We start from the raw sequence: 14225 nt of genomic DNA, 5'->3' as shown, positions 1-14225 counted from the left end.
GTCATTCATTTCTTTGCGAGACAACAAGATGTCAAATCTCTTCAAGGCAACCCTGTTACTGGGCTGCTTGCTGTGGCAATCCGCAGGGTTGGCCGGCGACACCGGCTGGCTCACCAGCCCCCGGAACGATCACGCCAAAGTGCGGCTGCAGGCCGACCGCAGCACGCCGGACCACACCCGTATCCTGCTCGAGGTCGCCCTCGAGTCGGGCTGGAAAACCTACTGGCACAGCCCGGGTGAAGGGGGCATAGCGCCCCAGATCCTGTGGGATGGTCCGGTCGGCGACTTTCAGTGGCACTGGCCCACGCCGCGCCCCTTCGAGGTGGCCGGGCTCAGCACCCAGGGCTACGACGAGGCGGTGCGCTTCCCCCTGAGCCTCAGCTATCCGGCCGGGCAACCCCTCACGGGCACCTTGCGCCTCTCCACCTGCAGCAACGTCTGCATCCTGACCGACTACCCCTTCACCCTGGCGGTGGATGGGCAGGCACCCGCCGGTTTCGACTTCGCCTGGGCCCAGGCCATGAGCACGCTGCCCCAGCCCCTGCCCGCCGACACCCGGGTCGCGCTCGGCTACCAGCACAACCAGCTGCAGCTGCGCGCCGAGCGGGCGGAGGGCTGGCAGGCCCCGTCCCTCTTCATCGACTCCCTGGAGGGAGCCGAGTTCGGCAAGCCGGTGATAGACGTGCAGGGCAACACCCTGATCGCCCGGGTGCCGGTCAGCGACGGTTGGCAAGGGGATGCCCCCGACCTGCGCGGCCAGCGCCTCGGCCTGCTGCTCACCAGCGGCGAGCAGGCCTGGCAGACCAGTGCCACCATAGCCGGGCCGCTGGCCCTGCCCACCCAGGGTCACTCCCTCTTCTGGCTACTGGGGGCGGCGCTGCTCGGCGGTCTCATCCTCAACCTGATGCCCTGCGTGCTGCCGGTGCTGGCCCTGAAACTCGGCACCGTGCTGCAGCAGCAGGAGTGCGAGCAACGCCAGGTGCGCAAGCAGTTCCTCGCCGCCAGCGCCGGTATCCTCGCCTCCTTCTGGGTGCTGGCGGCCATGGGCAGCCTGCTGCGCGCGACCCAAGGAGCCGTCGGCTGGGGGATCCAGTTCCAGAGCGCCGGTTTCATCGGCTTCATGGTGGCGGTGACCCTGCTGTTTTGCGCCAACCTGCTGGGGCTGTTCGAGATAAGGCTGCCGAGCAGTCTCAGTACCCGTCTCGCCACCCGCGGCGGTAACGGATTGGGCGGGCACTTCCTGCAGGGGAGCTTCGCCACCCTGCTGGCGACCCCCTGCTCCGCCCCCTTCCTCGGCACCGCGGTGGCCTTTGCCCTGGCGGCGCCCCTCGGCCAGCTCTGGCTCATCTTCACGGCCCTCGGCCTTGGCATGAGCCTGCCCTGGCTGCTGGTGGCGGCCCTGCCCCGCCTCGCCCTCTGGCTGCCGAAGCCGGGTCGCTGGATGGGGCACCTGCGCATCCTGCTCGGCCTGATGATGCTGGGCTCCAGCCTCTGGCTGGCGAGCCTGCTCGGCAACCACCTGGGCAGCACGGCGACCGGCTGGCTGATGGCGGCCATGGTGCTGTTGCTGCTGGTGGGTATCCTCTGGCGTTACGGCATCCGGGGCGCCACGCTGGCCCTCGCCCTCTCGGCCCTCATCGGCGGCGCCCTGCTGCTGGGGGGCGCGCTCACCGCGCAGGGGTCTGGCGGCGTCGACCGGGTGGCCTGGCAGCCCCTCTCCGAGCGGGCCATCGCCGACGCCCTGGCCCAGAACAAGCGGGTCTTCGTGGACGTCACCGCCGACTGGTGCGTCACCTGCAAGGCCAACAAGTACAACGTGCTGCTGCGCGATGAGGTGCAGAGCGCCCTGTCGGCACCGGACGTGGTGGCCCTGCGCGGCGACTGGAGCCGGCCGAACGACGCCATCTCGGCCTTCCTGCGCCAGCGCGGCGCGGCCGCCGTCCCCTTCAACCAGATCTACGGGCCCGGTCTGCCAGAGGGAGAAATCCTCTCCCCCCTGCTGGACAGGGCTGACCTGCTCATCGTCTTGAAAAAGGCCGGCCTCATCCAGCCCGCCTCCCAGTTCTAAGGAGAATGCCATGAAACTGCCTACCCTGACCCTGATCGCCACCCTCTCTGCCAGCCTGCTGGCCCCGGCCCTGCACGCCGCCCCCTTCACCCCGGAGCAGGAGGCCCGCATCAAGGAGCTGATCCGCGAGACCCTGGTCCAGAACCCGAAGATCCTCGACGAGGCGGCCGAATCCTGGGAGAAGCAGAATGCCGCGGCCCAGGCGTCCCAGCTCGGTGACTTCATCAAGGGCAACCGGGATGTGCTGTTCAACAGCGCCACCAGCCCACGGCTCGGCGCCAAGAACCCCAAGCTGACCCTGGTGCTGTTCACCGACTACAACTGCCCCTACTGCAAGCAGTTCGATCCCCAGCTGACCAAGCTGCTCAAGGCCTATCCGGACGATCTGGGGCTGGTTGTCAAGCTGCTGCCGTTCAAGGGCCAGAGCTCCGCCAAGGCGGCCCAGTACAGCCTCACCCTGTGGCAGCAGGATCCCGCCCGCTTCCTCCCCCTGCACGACAAGCTGATGAGCAAGCAGGGCATGCTGACCGAGACGGACATCAACAAGGCGCTGGCCGCCACCGACAACCTGAGCCTCACCCCCAACGCCAAGGCGACCGAGGAGCTGCGCAACAGCCTGCGCATCGGCACCCTGCTCGGTGTGCAGGGCACCCCGGCGACCCTTATCGGCAACCAGCTGGTGCCGGGCGCCATCTCCTATGACGAACTGGAGCAGCTGGTGAAAGCCGAGCTGGCCAAGCGGAGCTAAACCATGGCTGAGGATGCCGCAGTAAAGGCACCGCGCTGGCGACGCTGGGGCAAGGAAGCCCTCTGGCTGCTGCTGATGGCGCTGGTCGTCTCCACCCTGCTGGATTTGTGGCGCGGCCCCAGTCTGCCGGAGGGAGCCATGACCGCCCCCCTCACCCTGCAGAACGGCACCACCACGGATCTCGCGACCCTGAGCCAGGGCCGGCCGCTGCTGGTCTACTACTGGGCCAGCTGGTGCGGGGTGTGCCGCTTCACCACGCCGACCGTGGACCGGCTCTGGCAGGAGGGAGAGAACGTGTTGACGGTCGCCTTGCGCTCCGGCGACGACACCCGGCTGCACGCGGGGATGGAGAAGAAAGGGCTCGCCTTTCCCACCCACAACGACGAATCGGGAGCCCTCGCCGAGCGCTGGGAAGTGGGGGTGACTCCCACCTTCCTCATCGTCAGGGATGGGCAGCTGGTGAGCAGCACCACGGGCTGGAGCAGTCGCTGGGGGCTCAAGGCGCGTCTGCTGTGGGCCAGCTGGTAAACCGCCGCCACGCAAGGCATGCAAAGAGCCCGGTATCGCTACCGGGCTCTTTTTTTATTGAAGGCTGCCAAACCTATTGCTGCGCGGGCGCCATCATCCCCTGCCCGAGCCGCCCCTTGACGCTGGCCCGCTCGGCCTCGTCGAGCACCCCGTCCCCGTTTTTGTCCATTCGGGTGAAGACGGCTTCATGGCGCGCCATGAACTGCTCCTTGGTCGTGTCCTGCATCGGCCTCATGTTGCCCATGTTCCCCATCTTGCCCGGCATGGCCTTGCCGGACTGCTGCATCGCCTCGTGCATCTTGGCCATGGCGGCCTCTCTCTCGGCCACCGACAGGGTGCCATCCTTGTCGGTATCCTGCCGGGCGAAACGCTGCTCGGCTCTTTCCATGAACTGGGCCTTGGTGATGTCTCCCTTGATGAGCATCATGGGCTCGTCGAGGGGCTCCTCGGCAGCAAGGGCGGCGCCGCCAAGCAATACCAGAGGCAAAAGATAAAATTTGAGCATGGCTGTCCATTCCTTAAGTAAGGGTCTCGGCCCCGCCGAGGCCTGCTGAAGATCGCCGGGGCAACGCCCGGCGCCTCCTGTAGTGTAGCCCCGGGGCCGTCCCCCACCGGGAGCCAGATCCCAGGACGCACCGGCCGTACTCTCCGTCTGGTTACTTTTCTTCCTATTCATGGCGATGGCGGGAGCTTTGCGTTAAAATCACCGGTTTTTGCCAAGCCTGGTTTGCCACCTTTCCCGTCACCAGGCCCCCGCAGGGTGAATTCCACGATGCCAGTGAGGCAGGATCCGTCATGAACAACTACTTCCGGGTGTTGGGCGTCAAGTCCAACGCCAGTGAAAACGACATCAAGAAAGCCTATCGACGGCTGTCGAACCAGTACCACCCCGACAAGCTGCACGGGGCCACGGATGAAGAGAAAGAGCAGGCAGCCGCCCGGCTGCACCAGATAAAGCAGGCCTATGAGGTGTTGTCCGATCCGAAACAGCGGGCCGCCTTCATCAAGGATTTCAACAACGTCATCGTGACCGATCCCGCTGCTGCCATGCAGGAAATGTGGGACCAGTTCTACCCCTGAGACACCAGGCAAGAAGGCGACTATGCAAAAGAAATGGGACCAGGCACGGCTCAAGGCCCTGCAAAGCGATGCCAGCGAGAATATCGAATCCTACCGGGATCAGGACGACCCCAAGGGGCTGGAGCAGTTCACCGACCAGATGAAGAGCCTGCTGCTGGCCGACATGAGCATGCTGGAATTCATGCCCGAATACCTGCCGCTCGCCCTCTATGGCCGGGTGCAGTTTCCCCCCAAGGCCAAGGGGCAGTGGAACAAGTGGCTCACCAGCGGCGAGCAGCCCTCCTGGGACGAGTTCAAGGTGAGCGTCGGCTTCAACAACGCCATCCTGCCGCTGGTCAAGGCAGTGCGGGCCGAGAGCGAAGATCAGCTGATGGAAGCCTGCGCCGTGCTGTTCCTGCTCGACAACCCGCTGCCCCGTGGCAGCCACCGTGCCGATGACGACTATGAGCTGCGCGACGAGGAAGAAGATGACGGGGAAGATGCCGACGCCGACTACCACGGCGGCGGCCGCCGCGATCGCTATGGCGACGACCAGGGCGAGCAGGATATGTACGACGAAGTCCGTTTCTAATTGGGGCAAGGCATGAGCAACAGTCTGATAGAAATTACCGCCATCGAGATCAAAGAGCTGGCCGTCATCGAGCCGAAGCAGGCCAGCGAGAAGTTCGAGCTGATCGCCAAGACCATGTCTGACGACCAGCTGGCGGAAGTCATTGAAAATATTGATATCGTTACCCTGACCCAGATCAACGGCCAGCACGACATCTCCTTCCCCTCCATCATCTCCGAGCTGATGACCCCGGAGCGGATCCGCGACATCGTCTGCCAGCAGCCCCTCTACTGGGAAGAGGCGATCAAGAACAACGCCGACGAGCTGCAACAGCACACCTTCGACTTCCTCAACTACCTGATCCGCACCCAGGAGAGCGAAGCCAAGCAGCGCGAGATCCTCGAATGCGTGGCCGAAGACCCGGCCGGCCTCTTCTACCTCGCCATCCCCTTTATCGAGTTCTACCGCGGCGATCGCTATGAAGAAGAGGAAGGCTATCGCGACGTGCTGCACGCCGAAGAGGAAGATCTCGAAGAGTCCCTGCGCTACAGCGAACGCCAGCAGAGCGAGGATGTCCACGACTACGCGCTGGACGACCCGCGCAGCCTCTTGATGCTGATCCGCGAGCTGGCCCCCGAGGTGGAAAAATCCATCAAGTCGCTGCTGCGCAATGAGCACTCCACCTGGGACGGCATCATCAACAAGTTTGCCGCCGAGCTGGTGATGCAGGCCAAAGAGAAGAACAAGGTCGAGGAAGACGAGTACGGCGACGTCGACGACATGTTCAGCTTTCTGGATTAAGGAGCCCATTCATGCAGTTAGTCATTCGCGATGCCAACCAGGGCCCCTATCTCACCCAGGTGCTGCGCTTTGGCCGCGACAATGAACGCCTGAGCGAGCAACAGCTGGCCGCCATCAAGGGCAAGGCGGTGCTGATGAGCCTGAAATTCGCCGACAAGTACTACAACAAGTACAAGATGCACCTGCTGGAGCAGGCCGCCCACGACGTCATCGGCGTGGTGAGCCTGGGGTTGCAGGAGCTCTCCCAGCGGGATCCGGCCAAGGCGCTGGCGCTCTTGCTGGCGCCGGAAGGCCCCATCAAGCCGTTCCAAAAGGGCTGGTCCATGCTCATCACCGTCAGCCCCAAGCAGGCTGGCAACAGCCTCTACGGTGACGTGGATGCGCGCCTGTTGGACAAGATCTCCAGCCCCCCCGATGTAGAGGAGTGGCAAGGGTGGCAGGAGTACGAGAAGGCGCTGGCCGAGCACAACAAGAGCCGCCTGATGGGGCTTATCGATCAGCACTTCTTCGCCAGCGAGAGCGACCACCCCACCATGGAGGACAAGCTGGCCGAGGCCCTGCTCTATCGCATCCTCTGTGGCAAGGGCAGCGGCGCCGCCCCCCTCAAGGTGAAGCAGGATCTCAAGCGCAAGCTGGCGCGGGAGATTGCCCTCGACGAGACCTGGTTCGACATCGACCATCTCGCTGCCCAGCTCGCCCTGATGCTGAGTGAGCTGCCCGCCGACATGGCTGCGGCCCTGCGCCAGGAGCTGAGCCCGGGCTTTGTGCCGAACCTGCTGCACACCCTGGGGTTTGTGCGCCAGTACCAGCAGCTGCAAAAAGAGGACGCCTCCCCGGAGAAGCTCGACAACATGGAGATGCGCGCCGGGCTCAAGCACCCCCTGCTCGGCTGGCCGCTCTATCACGACTTCTGATGAGGGGTCTTTCCCCTTCACCGTATTCCAACGCCCGGCTTGCCGGGCGTTGCGCTATCCAGCGTCCCGTTTTTAGCACGAACACTAGCAATGGCCACCACCCTCGGCAGAAAACTACCCCGTAAGCGTCATTGGCCATATTTTTGACAGGGATATAATGACTCCCCCATACAAGCCGAAGGGGAGCAAGGCCGTGAGCAGAAAGCCCGACAGGATCACCGCGATGCAGCAGATCATCGACGCCGTGAAGGCGGAATTTCCGCTCTACCAACCGGATACCTTCAAGTGCGGGCCTGACAACACCTGCATCGGTTGCCCCAAGAAGCTGATGGAGCTGGTGGATACGGACCTCTGCTACTGGCAATATCAGATCGATCGCGGCATCCCGCCCTCCTTCGACGAGCTCAACCGCTTCGGCAAGCTGTGCAAGAACATCCGCCGGGCCCTGGTGCGCAATGGTCGCATTCCCGCCTGAGCGCCCCATCGCAGCCAGGACTAAGACCCCCGCCGGCAACATCTGAGAGGTACTGAGCATGACCCAGGAGAGGATACAGAGCCGCTACACGCTAAATGGCCCCCTTGCCAGCCGCGCCGAGCTGGAGCAGGCTATCGCCCGGACCATTGAGGCCCACAAGCAGGACTTCTTCCCCCTGCTGGAGCGGCTGGTGGATGTGGGTGACAGCCGGATCAAGCTCAGCCAGAAAGATCCCCTGCGGGTGCTGGGGGTGGCGCTCGACGAGGCTCAGGCCGGCGGCACTGCCCACCTCAGCTACGAATCCAACTTCGCCGAGAGTTGCCGGCTTATCGACGAATACGACCAGCACCAGACCAGCGTGGCTTTTACCCTCGACGGGGAGCGGCTCGTCTTCGATCTTGAGCTGCCCATCGCCTGGAACGTCGACAACTAGGGCCACTCCCCGCCTTCGCCCTGCCCATCACAAGAAAGGAGCCTTGCCGGCTCCTTTTTCACTGACTCGCCGCATCGCGCGGATCGTCCCGCCCTCTGCGTCACCCCTCAGGTGAAGTAGTTCAGGTGAGGTAATAACGCCACGACCGGACCGGCTCGGCGAAACCGACCCGGATGCAGAAGGGCGCCAGATCGTGATTGGCCTGCTCCAGACTGAGGGTCTGGTGGGTATCTTCCTGGCACCACTGCACGAACTCGCCGCTGTTGAAGCTGTAGTGATCCCCGTGAAAAACCCCGTGGGCCTCGATCAGTCCGATGGCTTTGTCGATCTCCATGATTGGCCTCCTGGCACTGTGCTGCTCCCTTTAAGCTTAGCGAGCGGGGACGGTGGACGAGGTTTGAATGTCCATGCTATTGGCACAGTGGATATTGGTAAGAAGGGACAATAAGAGGGGTTGCCGGCAGGACAGTGGGCTCTGATTTTCTCGAGAACCTGATTAAGGTTCACGACTCAAATATGTAACCATGGATATAAAAGAGGACTTGGCTCACGATAAAGTGTCACTTGATGGTGCTAGTCTGCTGGTATCTATATTAACTTTTATATTTACTGCCGTTATTAAACAGAATTTACTGCACAGTTATCCACCGTGCCCCCTAGAGAGCCATTAACAATAAAAGAGTTTTTATGAAATACATCGCGCTATTGTTATCGGTTTTTCTTTTCCTTATCAGCCCAGCACATGCCAAAAACTGCAAGAAAGGACAACCATGTGGTAATTCATGCATTTCATGGAGTAAAACATGCCGAATAAGCACACATAACTACCAATCGTCTACTCCATCGACCTCATCGAAATTATCCACACCAAAGGTCTATGAAAAGAGAGATAGCACGCTGAAGTCTAGTAACATCCTTATCAGATACGTCATCCCCTCGGAATTGAATGTCCGAACGGAACCAAATACTTCATCATATATAACAACACAGCTTATAAAGGGTGATTTCGTTTTACTATATAAAACAGAAGGGGAATGGGCCTACGTTAGTAAGCGGGGAAAATATGGATGGGTGAAGAATAAATATCTCTCTTTGTCTCCTGTAAGCTGATGAAAAGAGAAAGGAGCGATCTAATCGCTCCCTTCTATTGGTGGGGTACTGTACTCCCTTACCCTTCCTGATTTTCCCCGGCTGCCGGCTCGGCGCCGGCGACGGGTTCAATCTCGATACGATCGACCCGCTGCAAACCGCGGGGCAGCTTGGCGCCGCGGCGACCGCGCTCGCCGCGGTAGTAGTCGAGATCGGACGGCTTGAGGGTCAGCTTGCGCTTGCCGGCAAACAGGGTCACCGACTGGCCTTGCGGGATAACGGCGGCCATCACCACAAACTCCTCCCGTGCCTTCACCCGCGCGGACGGGATGCTGATGAGCTTGTTGCCCTTGCCCTTGCCGAGCACCGGCAATGTGCTCAGCGGGAACAGCAGCATGCGCCCCTCGTTGGAGATGGCCATGCAGAGATCAGTCTCGGGCGCGCCTATCCTCTGGGGCGCCATGACGATGCCCCCTTCCGGCACGGTGAGCAGCGCCTTGCCGTTCTTGTTCTTAGCCGTCAGGTCGTCGTATTGGCAGACGAAGCCGTAGCCGGCGTCGGAACAGACCAGGTACGGCTCGCCCTCGTTACCCATCACCAGATGGCGCACCTCTTCGCCAGCCCCCAGCGCGAAGCGACCGGTGAGCGGCTCGCCCTGGCTGCGGGCAGAGGGCAGGGTGTGGGCCTCCAGCGAGTAGGTTCTCCCCAGGGTGGAGAGGAACACCGCCTGCTGGTTGCTGCGGCCATGGGCGTGGGCGAGGTAGTTGTCCCCCGCCTTGTAGGAGAGACCGGCCACATCCACATCGTGGCCCTTGGCGGCGCGCACCCACCCCTTGTCGGAGAGGATCACGGTCACCGGCTCACTCGGGGTCAGCTCCTTCTCGGTCAGGGCGACGGCGGTGGCGCGCTCCACCAGCGGGGTGCGGCGATCGTCGCCGTACTTCTCGGCGTCCGCCAGGATCTCTTTCTTGAGCAATGTGCTGAGACGACGCTCGGAACCCAGGATGAGTTCCAGCTTGTCGCGCTCTTCCGCCAGTTCGTTCTGTTCGGCGCGCAGCTTGAACTCTTCGAGCTTGGCCAGGTGGCGCAGTTTCAGCTCGAGGATCGCCTCCGCCTGGGTCTCGGTGATGTTGAAGCGCTCCATCATCACCCGGCCCGGCTCCTCCTCGGTGCGGATGATCTCGATCACCTCGTCGATGTTGAGGTAGGCGATCAGCAAGCCTTCGAGGATGTGCAGGCGGGCCAGCACCTTGTCGAGGCGATACTGCAGGCGGCGGCGCACCGTCTCACGGCGGAAGCTCAGCCACTCGGTGAGGATGGTCTTGAGGTCTTTCACCTGGGGCCGGTTGTCTAGACCCAGGATGTTGAGGTTGACCCGGTAGTTCTTCTCCAAGTCCGTGGTGGCGAACAGGTGGGCCATCAGCCCCTCCACGTCCACCCGGTTGGAGCGCGGCACGATGACCAGACGGGTCGGGTTTTCGTGGTCCGATTCATCGCGCAGATCGGTAACCATGGGCAGCTTTTTCGCCACCATCTGGGCGGCAATCTGCTCCATGATCTTGGCGCCTGAGGCCTGATGAGGCAGCGCCGTGATGACGATGTCGCCATCCTCCTCGCTCCAGACCGCCCGCTGCTTGATGGAGCCCTTGCCGGTCTCGTAGATTTTGCGGATGTCATCGCGCGGTGTGATGATCTCGGCATTGGTCGGGTAGTCCGGCCCCTGCACATGGGCCATCAGGGCATCCAGGCCGGCATTGGGGTTGTCCAGCAGCTCCACACAGGCGTGGGCCACTTCCCGCGCGTTGTGGGGCGGGATATCCGTCGCCATCCCCACCGCGATGCCGGTCACCCCGTTGAGCAGGATGTGGGGCAGGCGGGCGGGCAGCACCACGGGCTCCTTCATGGTGCCGTCGAAGTTCGGCGTCCACTCCACCGTGCCCTGGCCGAGCTCGGAGAGCAGCAACTCGGAGAAGCGCGACAGGCGCGCCTCGGTATAACGCATGGCGGCGAAGGATTTGGGATCGTCCGGTGCCCCCCAGTTGCCCTGACCGTCCACCAGCGGGTAGCGGTAGGAGAAGGGTTGGGCCATCAGCACCATGGCTTCGTAACAGGCGCTGTCACCGTGGGGGTGGTACTTACCCAGCACGTCACCCACGGTACGGGCGGACTTCTTGTGCTTGGACAGCGCCGACAGACCCAGCTCGCTCATGGCGTAGATGATGCGCCGCTGCACGGGCTTGAGGCCGTCGCCGATATGCGGCAAGGCCCGATCCATGATGACGTACATGGAGTAGTTCAAGTAAGCCTGCTCGGTAAAGGTGCGCATTGGCTGGCGCTCTACCCCGTCCAGACTGAGCTCGATAGCATCACTCATGTGAAATTCTCTTCCGGTTTTGGAGCCGCCGCTTGGCGACTCCGGCTAATGCTTGCTGGCCCGCGCGGGCCAGTCGATGGCTTAGATGATGGCGAGGTTGCCCTTCTCTTCCAGCCATTCGCGGCGATCACCGGCGCGCTTCTTGGCCAGCAGCATATCCATCAGTTGCAGGGTCTCGTCCCCCTCTTCCCCGGCCTCGCCCATGGTGAGCTGCACCAGGCGGCGGGTGTTGGGATCCATGGTGGTTTCTCGCAACTGCTTGGGGTTCATCTCACCCAGCCCCTTGAATCGCGTCACCATCACCTTGCCCTTCTTCTTCTCGGCCTCGACCCGCTGCAGCACGCCGTTCTTCTCGTCCTCGTCGAGGGCGTAGAAGACCTCCTTGCCGATGTCGATGCGATAGAGGGGCGGCATGGCCACATAGACGTGGCCTTTTTCGACCAGGGTTCTGAAGTGCTTCACAAAGAGGGCGCAGAGCAGGGTGGCGATGTGCAGACCGTCCGAGTCCGCATCCGCCAGGATGCACACCTTGCCGTAACGCAGGCCACTGAGGTCGTTGGAGTCGGGGTCGAGCCCGATGGCCACCGAAATGTCGTGCACTTCTTGCGAGGCGAGCACCTGACCGGCTTCAACCTCCCAGGTGTTCAGGATCTTGCCGCGAAGCGGCATGATGGCCTGGAATTCGCGATCCCGCGCCTGCTTGGCGCTGCCGCCCGCGGAGTCACCCTCCACCAGGAAGAGCTCCCCCTGCATGGGGTCGGCGCAGCCGCAGTCGGTGAGCTTGCCGGGCAGGGCCGGGCCCTGGGTTATCTTCTTGCGCACCACCGTCTTGGCGGCGCGCATCCGGCGCTGGGCGCTGCTGATGCACAGCTCGGCCAGCTGTTCTGCCAGCTCGGTGTTGCTGTTCAAGTAAAGGCTGAAGGCATCCTTCACCACGCCGGAGACAAACGCCGAGCTCTGGCGGGACGACAGCCGCTCCTTGGTCTGGCCGGCAAACTGGGGGTCCTGCATCTTGATGGAGAGGATGTAGGCGCAGCGATCCCAGATATCTTCCGGGGTCAGCTTGACCCCGCGGGGCAAGAGGTTGCGGAACTCGCAGAACTCGCGCATGGCGTCGAGCAACCCCTGGCGCAGGCCGTTGACGTGGGTACCGCCAAGCGCCGTGGGGATCAGGTTCACATAGGACTCGGCGAGGCACTCGCCCCCTTCCGGCAACCAGCACAGGGCCCAATCCACCGCCGACTGCTCCGAGCTGAAGGAGCCGACGAAGGGCTGCTCCGGTAGGCAGGTGAACTGCTTGACTGCATCGATGAGGTAGTCCTTGAGGCCGTCTTCGTAGCACCACTCAAGCCGGATGCCGGTGTTCTTGTCGAGGAACTTGATGGTGAGGCCCGGGCAGAGCACGGCCTTGGCCTTGAGCAGGTGCTCGAGCTTGGAGACCGAGAAGCGGGGCGAGTCGAAATAGCTCGGCTGGGGCCAGAAGCGCACCCGGGTGCCGGTGTTGCGACGCCCGCAGGTGCCTGTGATGGTCAGCTCCTGTACCTTCTCGCCACGCTCGAAGGCGATGTCGTAGACCTGGCCGTCCCGGCGCACCGTCACCTCGACCCTATCGGAGAGGGCGTTCACCACCGAGATGCCCACCCCGTGCAGGCCGCCGGAGAACTGGTAGTTCTTGTTGGAGAACTTGCCCCCCGCGTGCAGCTTGCAGAGGATGAGCTCCACCCCGCTGACCCCTTCCTCCGGGTGGATGTCGACCGGCATGCCGCGACCGTCGTCGATCACCTCGAGGGACTGGTCCTCGTGCAGGATCACCTCCAGATTGCGGGCATGCCCCGCCAGCGCCTCGTCGACGCTGTTGTCGATGACCTCCTGGCCGAGGTGATTGGGCCGGGTGGTGTCGGTGTACATGCCGGGGCGACGACGCACCGGTTCGAGGCCATTGAGGACCTCAATGGCATCCGCATTGTATTGAGTGGACATGGAGGGCCTTGCGAATTGACGTTTGGGGGGAATCTTAACTGCTAGGCGGGGGCAGAACAAACTCCCAGCACAGAAAGCTTGATCTGAATGGGTGCCCTGCCATTTTTCGGGAGAACGCCGGGCCGGTCTTAACGGTCGGCCGGATGGTGGATGCCGTCCAGCACCGGTACCTCACCGAGTTCATAGGGATTGACGCCCTCGAGGCAGGCCAGGTTGTAGCCATACTCCGCCGGGTTGGAGCGACGCTGGTGATGGGTGTAGATGCCGCAGACAGAGCAGAAATAGTGTTTGGCGGTGCGGGTATTGAACTGGTAGCAGCGAAGCGCCGCCTCCCCCTGCAGGATGCGGATGCCGGAGAGCGGCACCGAGGCGACGATGACCCCCCGCCGCCAGCAGAGGGAGCAGTCGCAGCGACGCGGATCCACCACGCCGTCCGGCAGGGTCAGCTCCAGCACCACGGCGCCGCAGTGGCAGCTCGCCTTGTGTTTCTCCTGAATGGGGGTATTGCCGATGCGCTTGATCATGCGGCCTCCTTGCAGACGGTTCAGGTTCCGAGCCAATCAATCGAACAGGGTATCTCGCCGCCCTTGCCGCACATGGTCATGGAGGGTGCGCAGCTGGGATGCCACGATCCGATGGTGAGAGAGGGGTGGCAACGCATCGATGGGGAAGTACCCGGCACCCTGAGTTTCATCGGTCTCGCCCAGCAGCTGGCCACCGGTCACCTCGCACAGGAAGAAGGCCTTGTGGGCGTGGGGCAGCTGGGGCGGATGGGGGTGCCTGAGCTTGTCGAACAGGGCCAGCAGCTGCACGGCCCGGCACGCCAGGCCGGTCTCCTCCGCCACCTCGCGCACCACGGCCCCCGCTGGCGAGTCGCCGATATCGCACCAACCCCCCGGCAGGGTCCAGGCCCCGTCGCTGCGCTCCTGCACCAGCAGGATCTGTCCGGCCTCATCGAGGATGAGCGCCCGCACGTCCAGCTTGGGGGTGGGGTAGCCACTATCGAGGGCAATCCAGTCGCCGATGGCTTCAGGTGCCAGCTCGCTCTGGCTGGCGATCAGGGCGACCGTGGCCGCGCGCAGCGCCTCGAAGCGGCCAATGTCGAAGGGGTCTTTGGAGTAGGTGAGCCCCGCCTGCGCCGTGGCCAGTACCTGTTCGAGGAAGGCGGCCAACGGCGGTTGCACG

General features: G+C 63.1%; 15 protein-coding genes. 9 read left to right on the top strand and 6 right to left on the bottom strand.

Annotated features, from left to right (window positions below; translation table 11 throughout):
• The first annotated feature begins 28 nt into the window (after positions 1–28).
• From J9885_RS10845 to J9885_RS10835, 3 genes are read left to right on the top strand one after another with little or no spacing between them, the layout of a single operon-like run.
• The gene (locus J9885_RS10845) at positions 29–2068 is read left to right on the top strand and encodes a protein-disulfide reductase DsbD domain-containing protein (protein ID WP_210549445.1); all 2040 of its coding nucleotides are present in this window, start codon (positions 29–31) and stop codon (positions 2066–2068) included.
• Between the two features lie 10 nt (positions 2069–2078).
• Positions 2079–2816 (top strand): DsbA family protein, encoded by a 738-nt coding sequence (locus J9885_RS10840; RefSeq protein ID WP_210549444.1) that lies wholly within the window; start codon positions 2079–2081, stop codon positions 2814–2816.
• Between the two features lie 3 nt (positions 2817–2819).
• Positions 2820–3344: a protein disulfide oxidoreductase gene (locus J9885_RS10835; RefSeq protein WP_210549443.1), complete on the top strand. Its 525-nt coding sequence runs from the start codon at positions 2820–2822 to the stop codon at positions 3342–3344.
• Between the two features lie 73 nt (positions 3345–3417).
• Here the strand turns inward: J9885_RS10835 and J9885_RS10830 are convergent, their stop codons facing one another.
• Positions 3418–3849, bottom strand: a complete 432-nt coding sequence (locus J9885_RS10830) for an EF-hand domain-containing protein (protein ID WP_134695271.1) — start codon at positions 3847–3849, stop codon at positions 3418–3420.
• A 290-nt stretch (positions 3850–4139) separates the two neighbouring features.
• Between J9885_RS10830 and J9885_RS10825 the strand changes: the two genes are divergently transcribed.
• The 6 genes from J9885_RS10825 (at position 4140) to J9885_RS10800 (ending at position 7597) form a co-directional block, all read left to right on the top strand.
• On the top strand, positions 4140–4424 hold the full coding sequence (locus J9885_RS10825) for a DnaJ domain-containing protein (RefSeq protein WP_041212306.1): 285 nt from the start codon (positions 4140–4142) through the stop codon (positions 4422–4424).
• A gap of 22 nt (positions 4425–4446) precedes the next feature.
• The gene (locus tag J9885_RS10820; RefSeq protein WP_210549442.1) at positions 4447–4995 is read left to right on the top strand and encodes a hypothetical protein; all 549 of its coding nucleotides are present in this window, start codon (positions 4447–4449) and stop codon (positions 4993–4995) included.
• A gap of 12 nt (positions 4996–5007) precedes the next feature.
• Complete coding sequence (locus tag J9885_RS10815) at positions 5008–5775, top strand: hypothetical protein (RefSeq protein WP_041212370.1); 768 nt, start codon at positions 5008–5010, stop codon at positions 5773–5775.
• Positions 5776–5786: 11 nt separating this feature from the next.
• Positions 5787–6689 (top strand): hypothetical protein, encoded by a 903-nt coding sequence (locus J9885_RS10810; RefSeq protein ID WP_210549441.1) that lies wholly within the window; start codon positions 5787–5789, stop codon positions 6687–6689.
• A gap of 223 nt (positions 6690–6912) precedes the next feature.
• Complete coding sequence (locus J9885_RS10805; protein ID WP_210549539.1) at positions 6913–7164, top strand: hypothetical protein; 252 nt, start codon at positions 6913–6915, stop codon at positions 7162–7164.
• Positions 7165–7222: 58 nt separating this feature from the next.
• Positions 7223–7597 carry a hypothetical protein gene (locus tag J9885_RS10800; RefSeq protein ID WP_210549440.1) on the top strand — a complete coding sequence of 125 codons (375 nt, stop codon included), beginning with the start codon at positions 7223–7225 and terminating at the stop codon, positions 7595–7597.
• A gap of 121 nt (positions 7598–7718) precedes the next feature.
• Here the strand turns inward: J9885_RS10800 and J9885_RS10795 are convergent, their stop codons facing one another.
• From J9885_RS10795 to J9885_RS10770, 5 genes are all read right to left on the bottom strand, one after another.
• Entirely contained in the window at positions 7719–7931 is a 213-nt protein-coding gene (locus J9885_RS10795) for a hypothetical protein (RefSeq protein WP_210549439.1), read from the bottom strand.
• An 834-nt stretch (positions 7932–8765) separates the two neighbouring features.
• Entirely contained in the window at positions 8766–11060 is a 2295-nt protein-coding gene (gene parC, locus J9885_RS10785) for a DNA topoisomerase IV subunit A (RefSeq protein ID WP_210549437.1), read from the bottom strand.
• Between the two features lie 81 nt (positions 11061–11141).
• Positions 11142–13040: a DNA topoisomerase IV subunit B gene (parE, locus tag J9885_RS10780; protein ID WP_210549436.1), complete on the bottom strand. Its 1899-nt coding sequence runs from the start codon at positions 13038–13040 to the stop codon at positions 11142–11144.
• 128 nt (positions 13041–13168) lie between these two features.
• Positions 13169–13564, bottom strand: a complete 396-nt coding sequence (locus J9885_RS10775) for a GFA family protein (RefSeq protein ID WP_210549435.1) — start codon at positions 13562–13564, stop codon at positions 13169–13171.
• 36 nt (positions 13565–13600) lie between these two features.
• On the bottom strand, positions 13601–14224 hold the full coding sequence (locus J9885_RS10770) for an NUDIX hydrolase (RefSeq protein ID WP_210549434.1): 624 nt from the start codon (positions 14222–14224) through the stop codon (positions 13601–13603).
• Between the last annotated feature and the right edge of the window lies 1 nt (position 14225).

Source organism: Aeromonas sp. SrichE-2G (assembly GCF_017939565.1).
GTDB lineage: Bacteria > Pseudomonadota > Gammaproteobacteria > Enterobacterales > Aeromonadaceae > Aeromonas > Aeromonas taiwanensis.
The sequence above is the reverse complement of the archived record's forward strand: the minus strand, read 5'-3'. Positions and strand labels throughout refer to the sequence as shown.

What these genes read in the sequence shown, in the direction of transcription:
- J9885_RS10845 (WP_210549445.1), top strand. Translation starts at nt 29, where the DNA reads ATGTCAAATCTCTTCAAGGCAACCCTGTTACTGGGCTGCTTGCTGTGG.
- J9885_RS10840 (WP_210549444.1), top strand. Translation starts at nt 2,079, where the DNA reads ATGAAACTGCCTACCCTGACCCTGATCGCCACCCTCTCTGCCAGCCTG.
- J9885_RS10835 (WP_210549443.1), top strand. Translation starts at nt 2,820, where the DNA reads ATGGCTGAGGATGCCGCAGTAAAGGCACCGCGCTGGCGACGCTGGGGC.
- J9885_RS10830 (WP_134695271.1), bottom strand. Translation starts at nt 3,849, where the DNA reads ATGCTCAAATTTTATCTTTTGCCTCTGGTATTGCTTGGCGGCGCCGCC.
- J9885_RS10825 (WP_041212306.1), top strand. Translation starts at nt 4,140, where the DNA reads ATGAACAACTACTTCCGGGTGTTGGGCGTCAAGTCCAACGCCAGTGAA.
- J9885_RS10820 (WP_210549442.1), top strand. Translation starts at nt 4,447, where the DNA reads ATGCAAAAGAAATGGGACCAGGCACGGCTCAAGGCCCTGCAAAGCGAT.
- J9885_RS10815 (WP_041212370.1), top strand. Translation starts at nt 5,008, where the DNA reads ATGAGCAACAGTCTGATAGAAATTACCGCCATCGAGATCAAAGAGCTG.
- J9885_RS10810 (WP_210549441.1), top strand. Translation starts at nt 5,787, where the DNA reads ATGCAGTTAGTCATTCGCGATGCCAACCAGGGCCCCTATCTCACCCAG.
- J9885_RS10805 (WP_210549539.1), top strand. Translation starts at nt 6,913, where the DNA reads ATGCAGCAGATCATCGACGCCGTGAAGGCGGAATTTCCGCTCTACCAA.
- J9885_RS10800 (WP_210549440.1), top strand. Translation starts at nt 7,223, where the DNA reads ATGACCCAGGAGAGGATACAGAGCCGCTACACGCTAAATGGCCCCCTT.
- J9885_RS10795 (WP_210549439.1), bottom strand. Translation starts at nt 7,931, where the DNA reads ATGGAGATCGACAAAGCCATCGGACTGATCGAGGCCCACGGGGTTTTT.
- parC (WP_210549437.1), bottom strand. Translation starts at nt 11,060, where the DNA reads ATGAGTGATGCTATCGAGCTCAGTCTGGACGGGGTAGAGCGCCAGCCA.
- parE (WP_210549436.1), bottom strand. Translation starts at nt 13,040, where the DNA reads ATGTCCACTCAATACAATGCGGATGCCATTGAGGTCCTCAATGGCCTC.
- J9885_RS10775 (WP_210549435.1), bottom strand. Translation starts at nt 13,564, where the DNA reads ATGATCAAGCGCATCGGCAATACCCCCATTCAGGAGAAACACAAGGCG.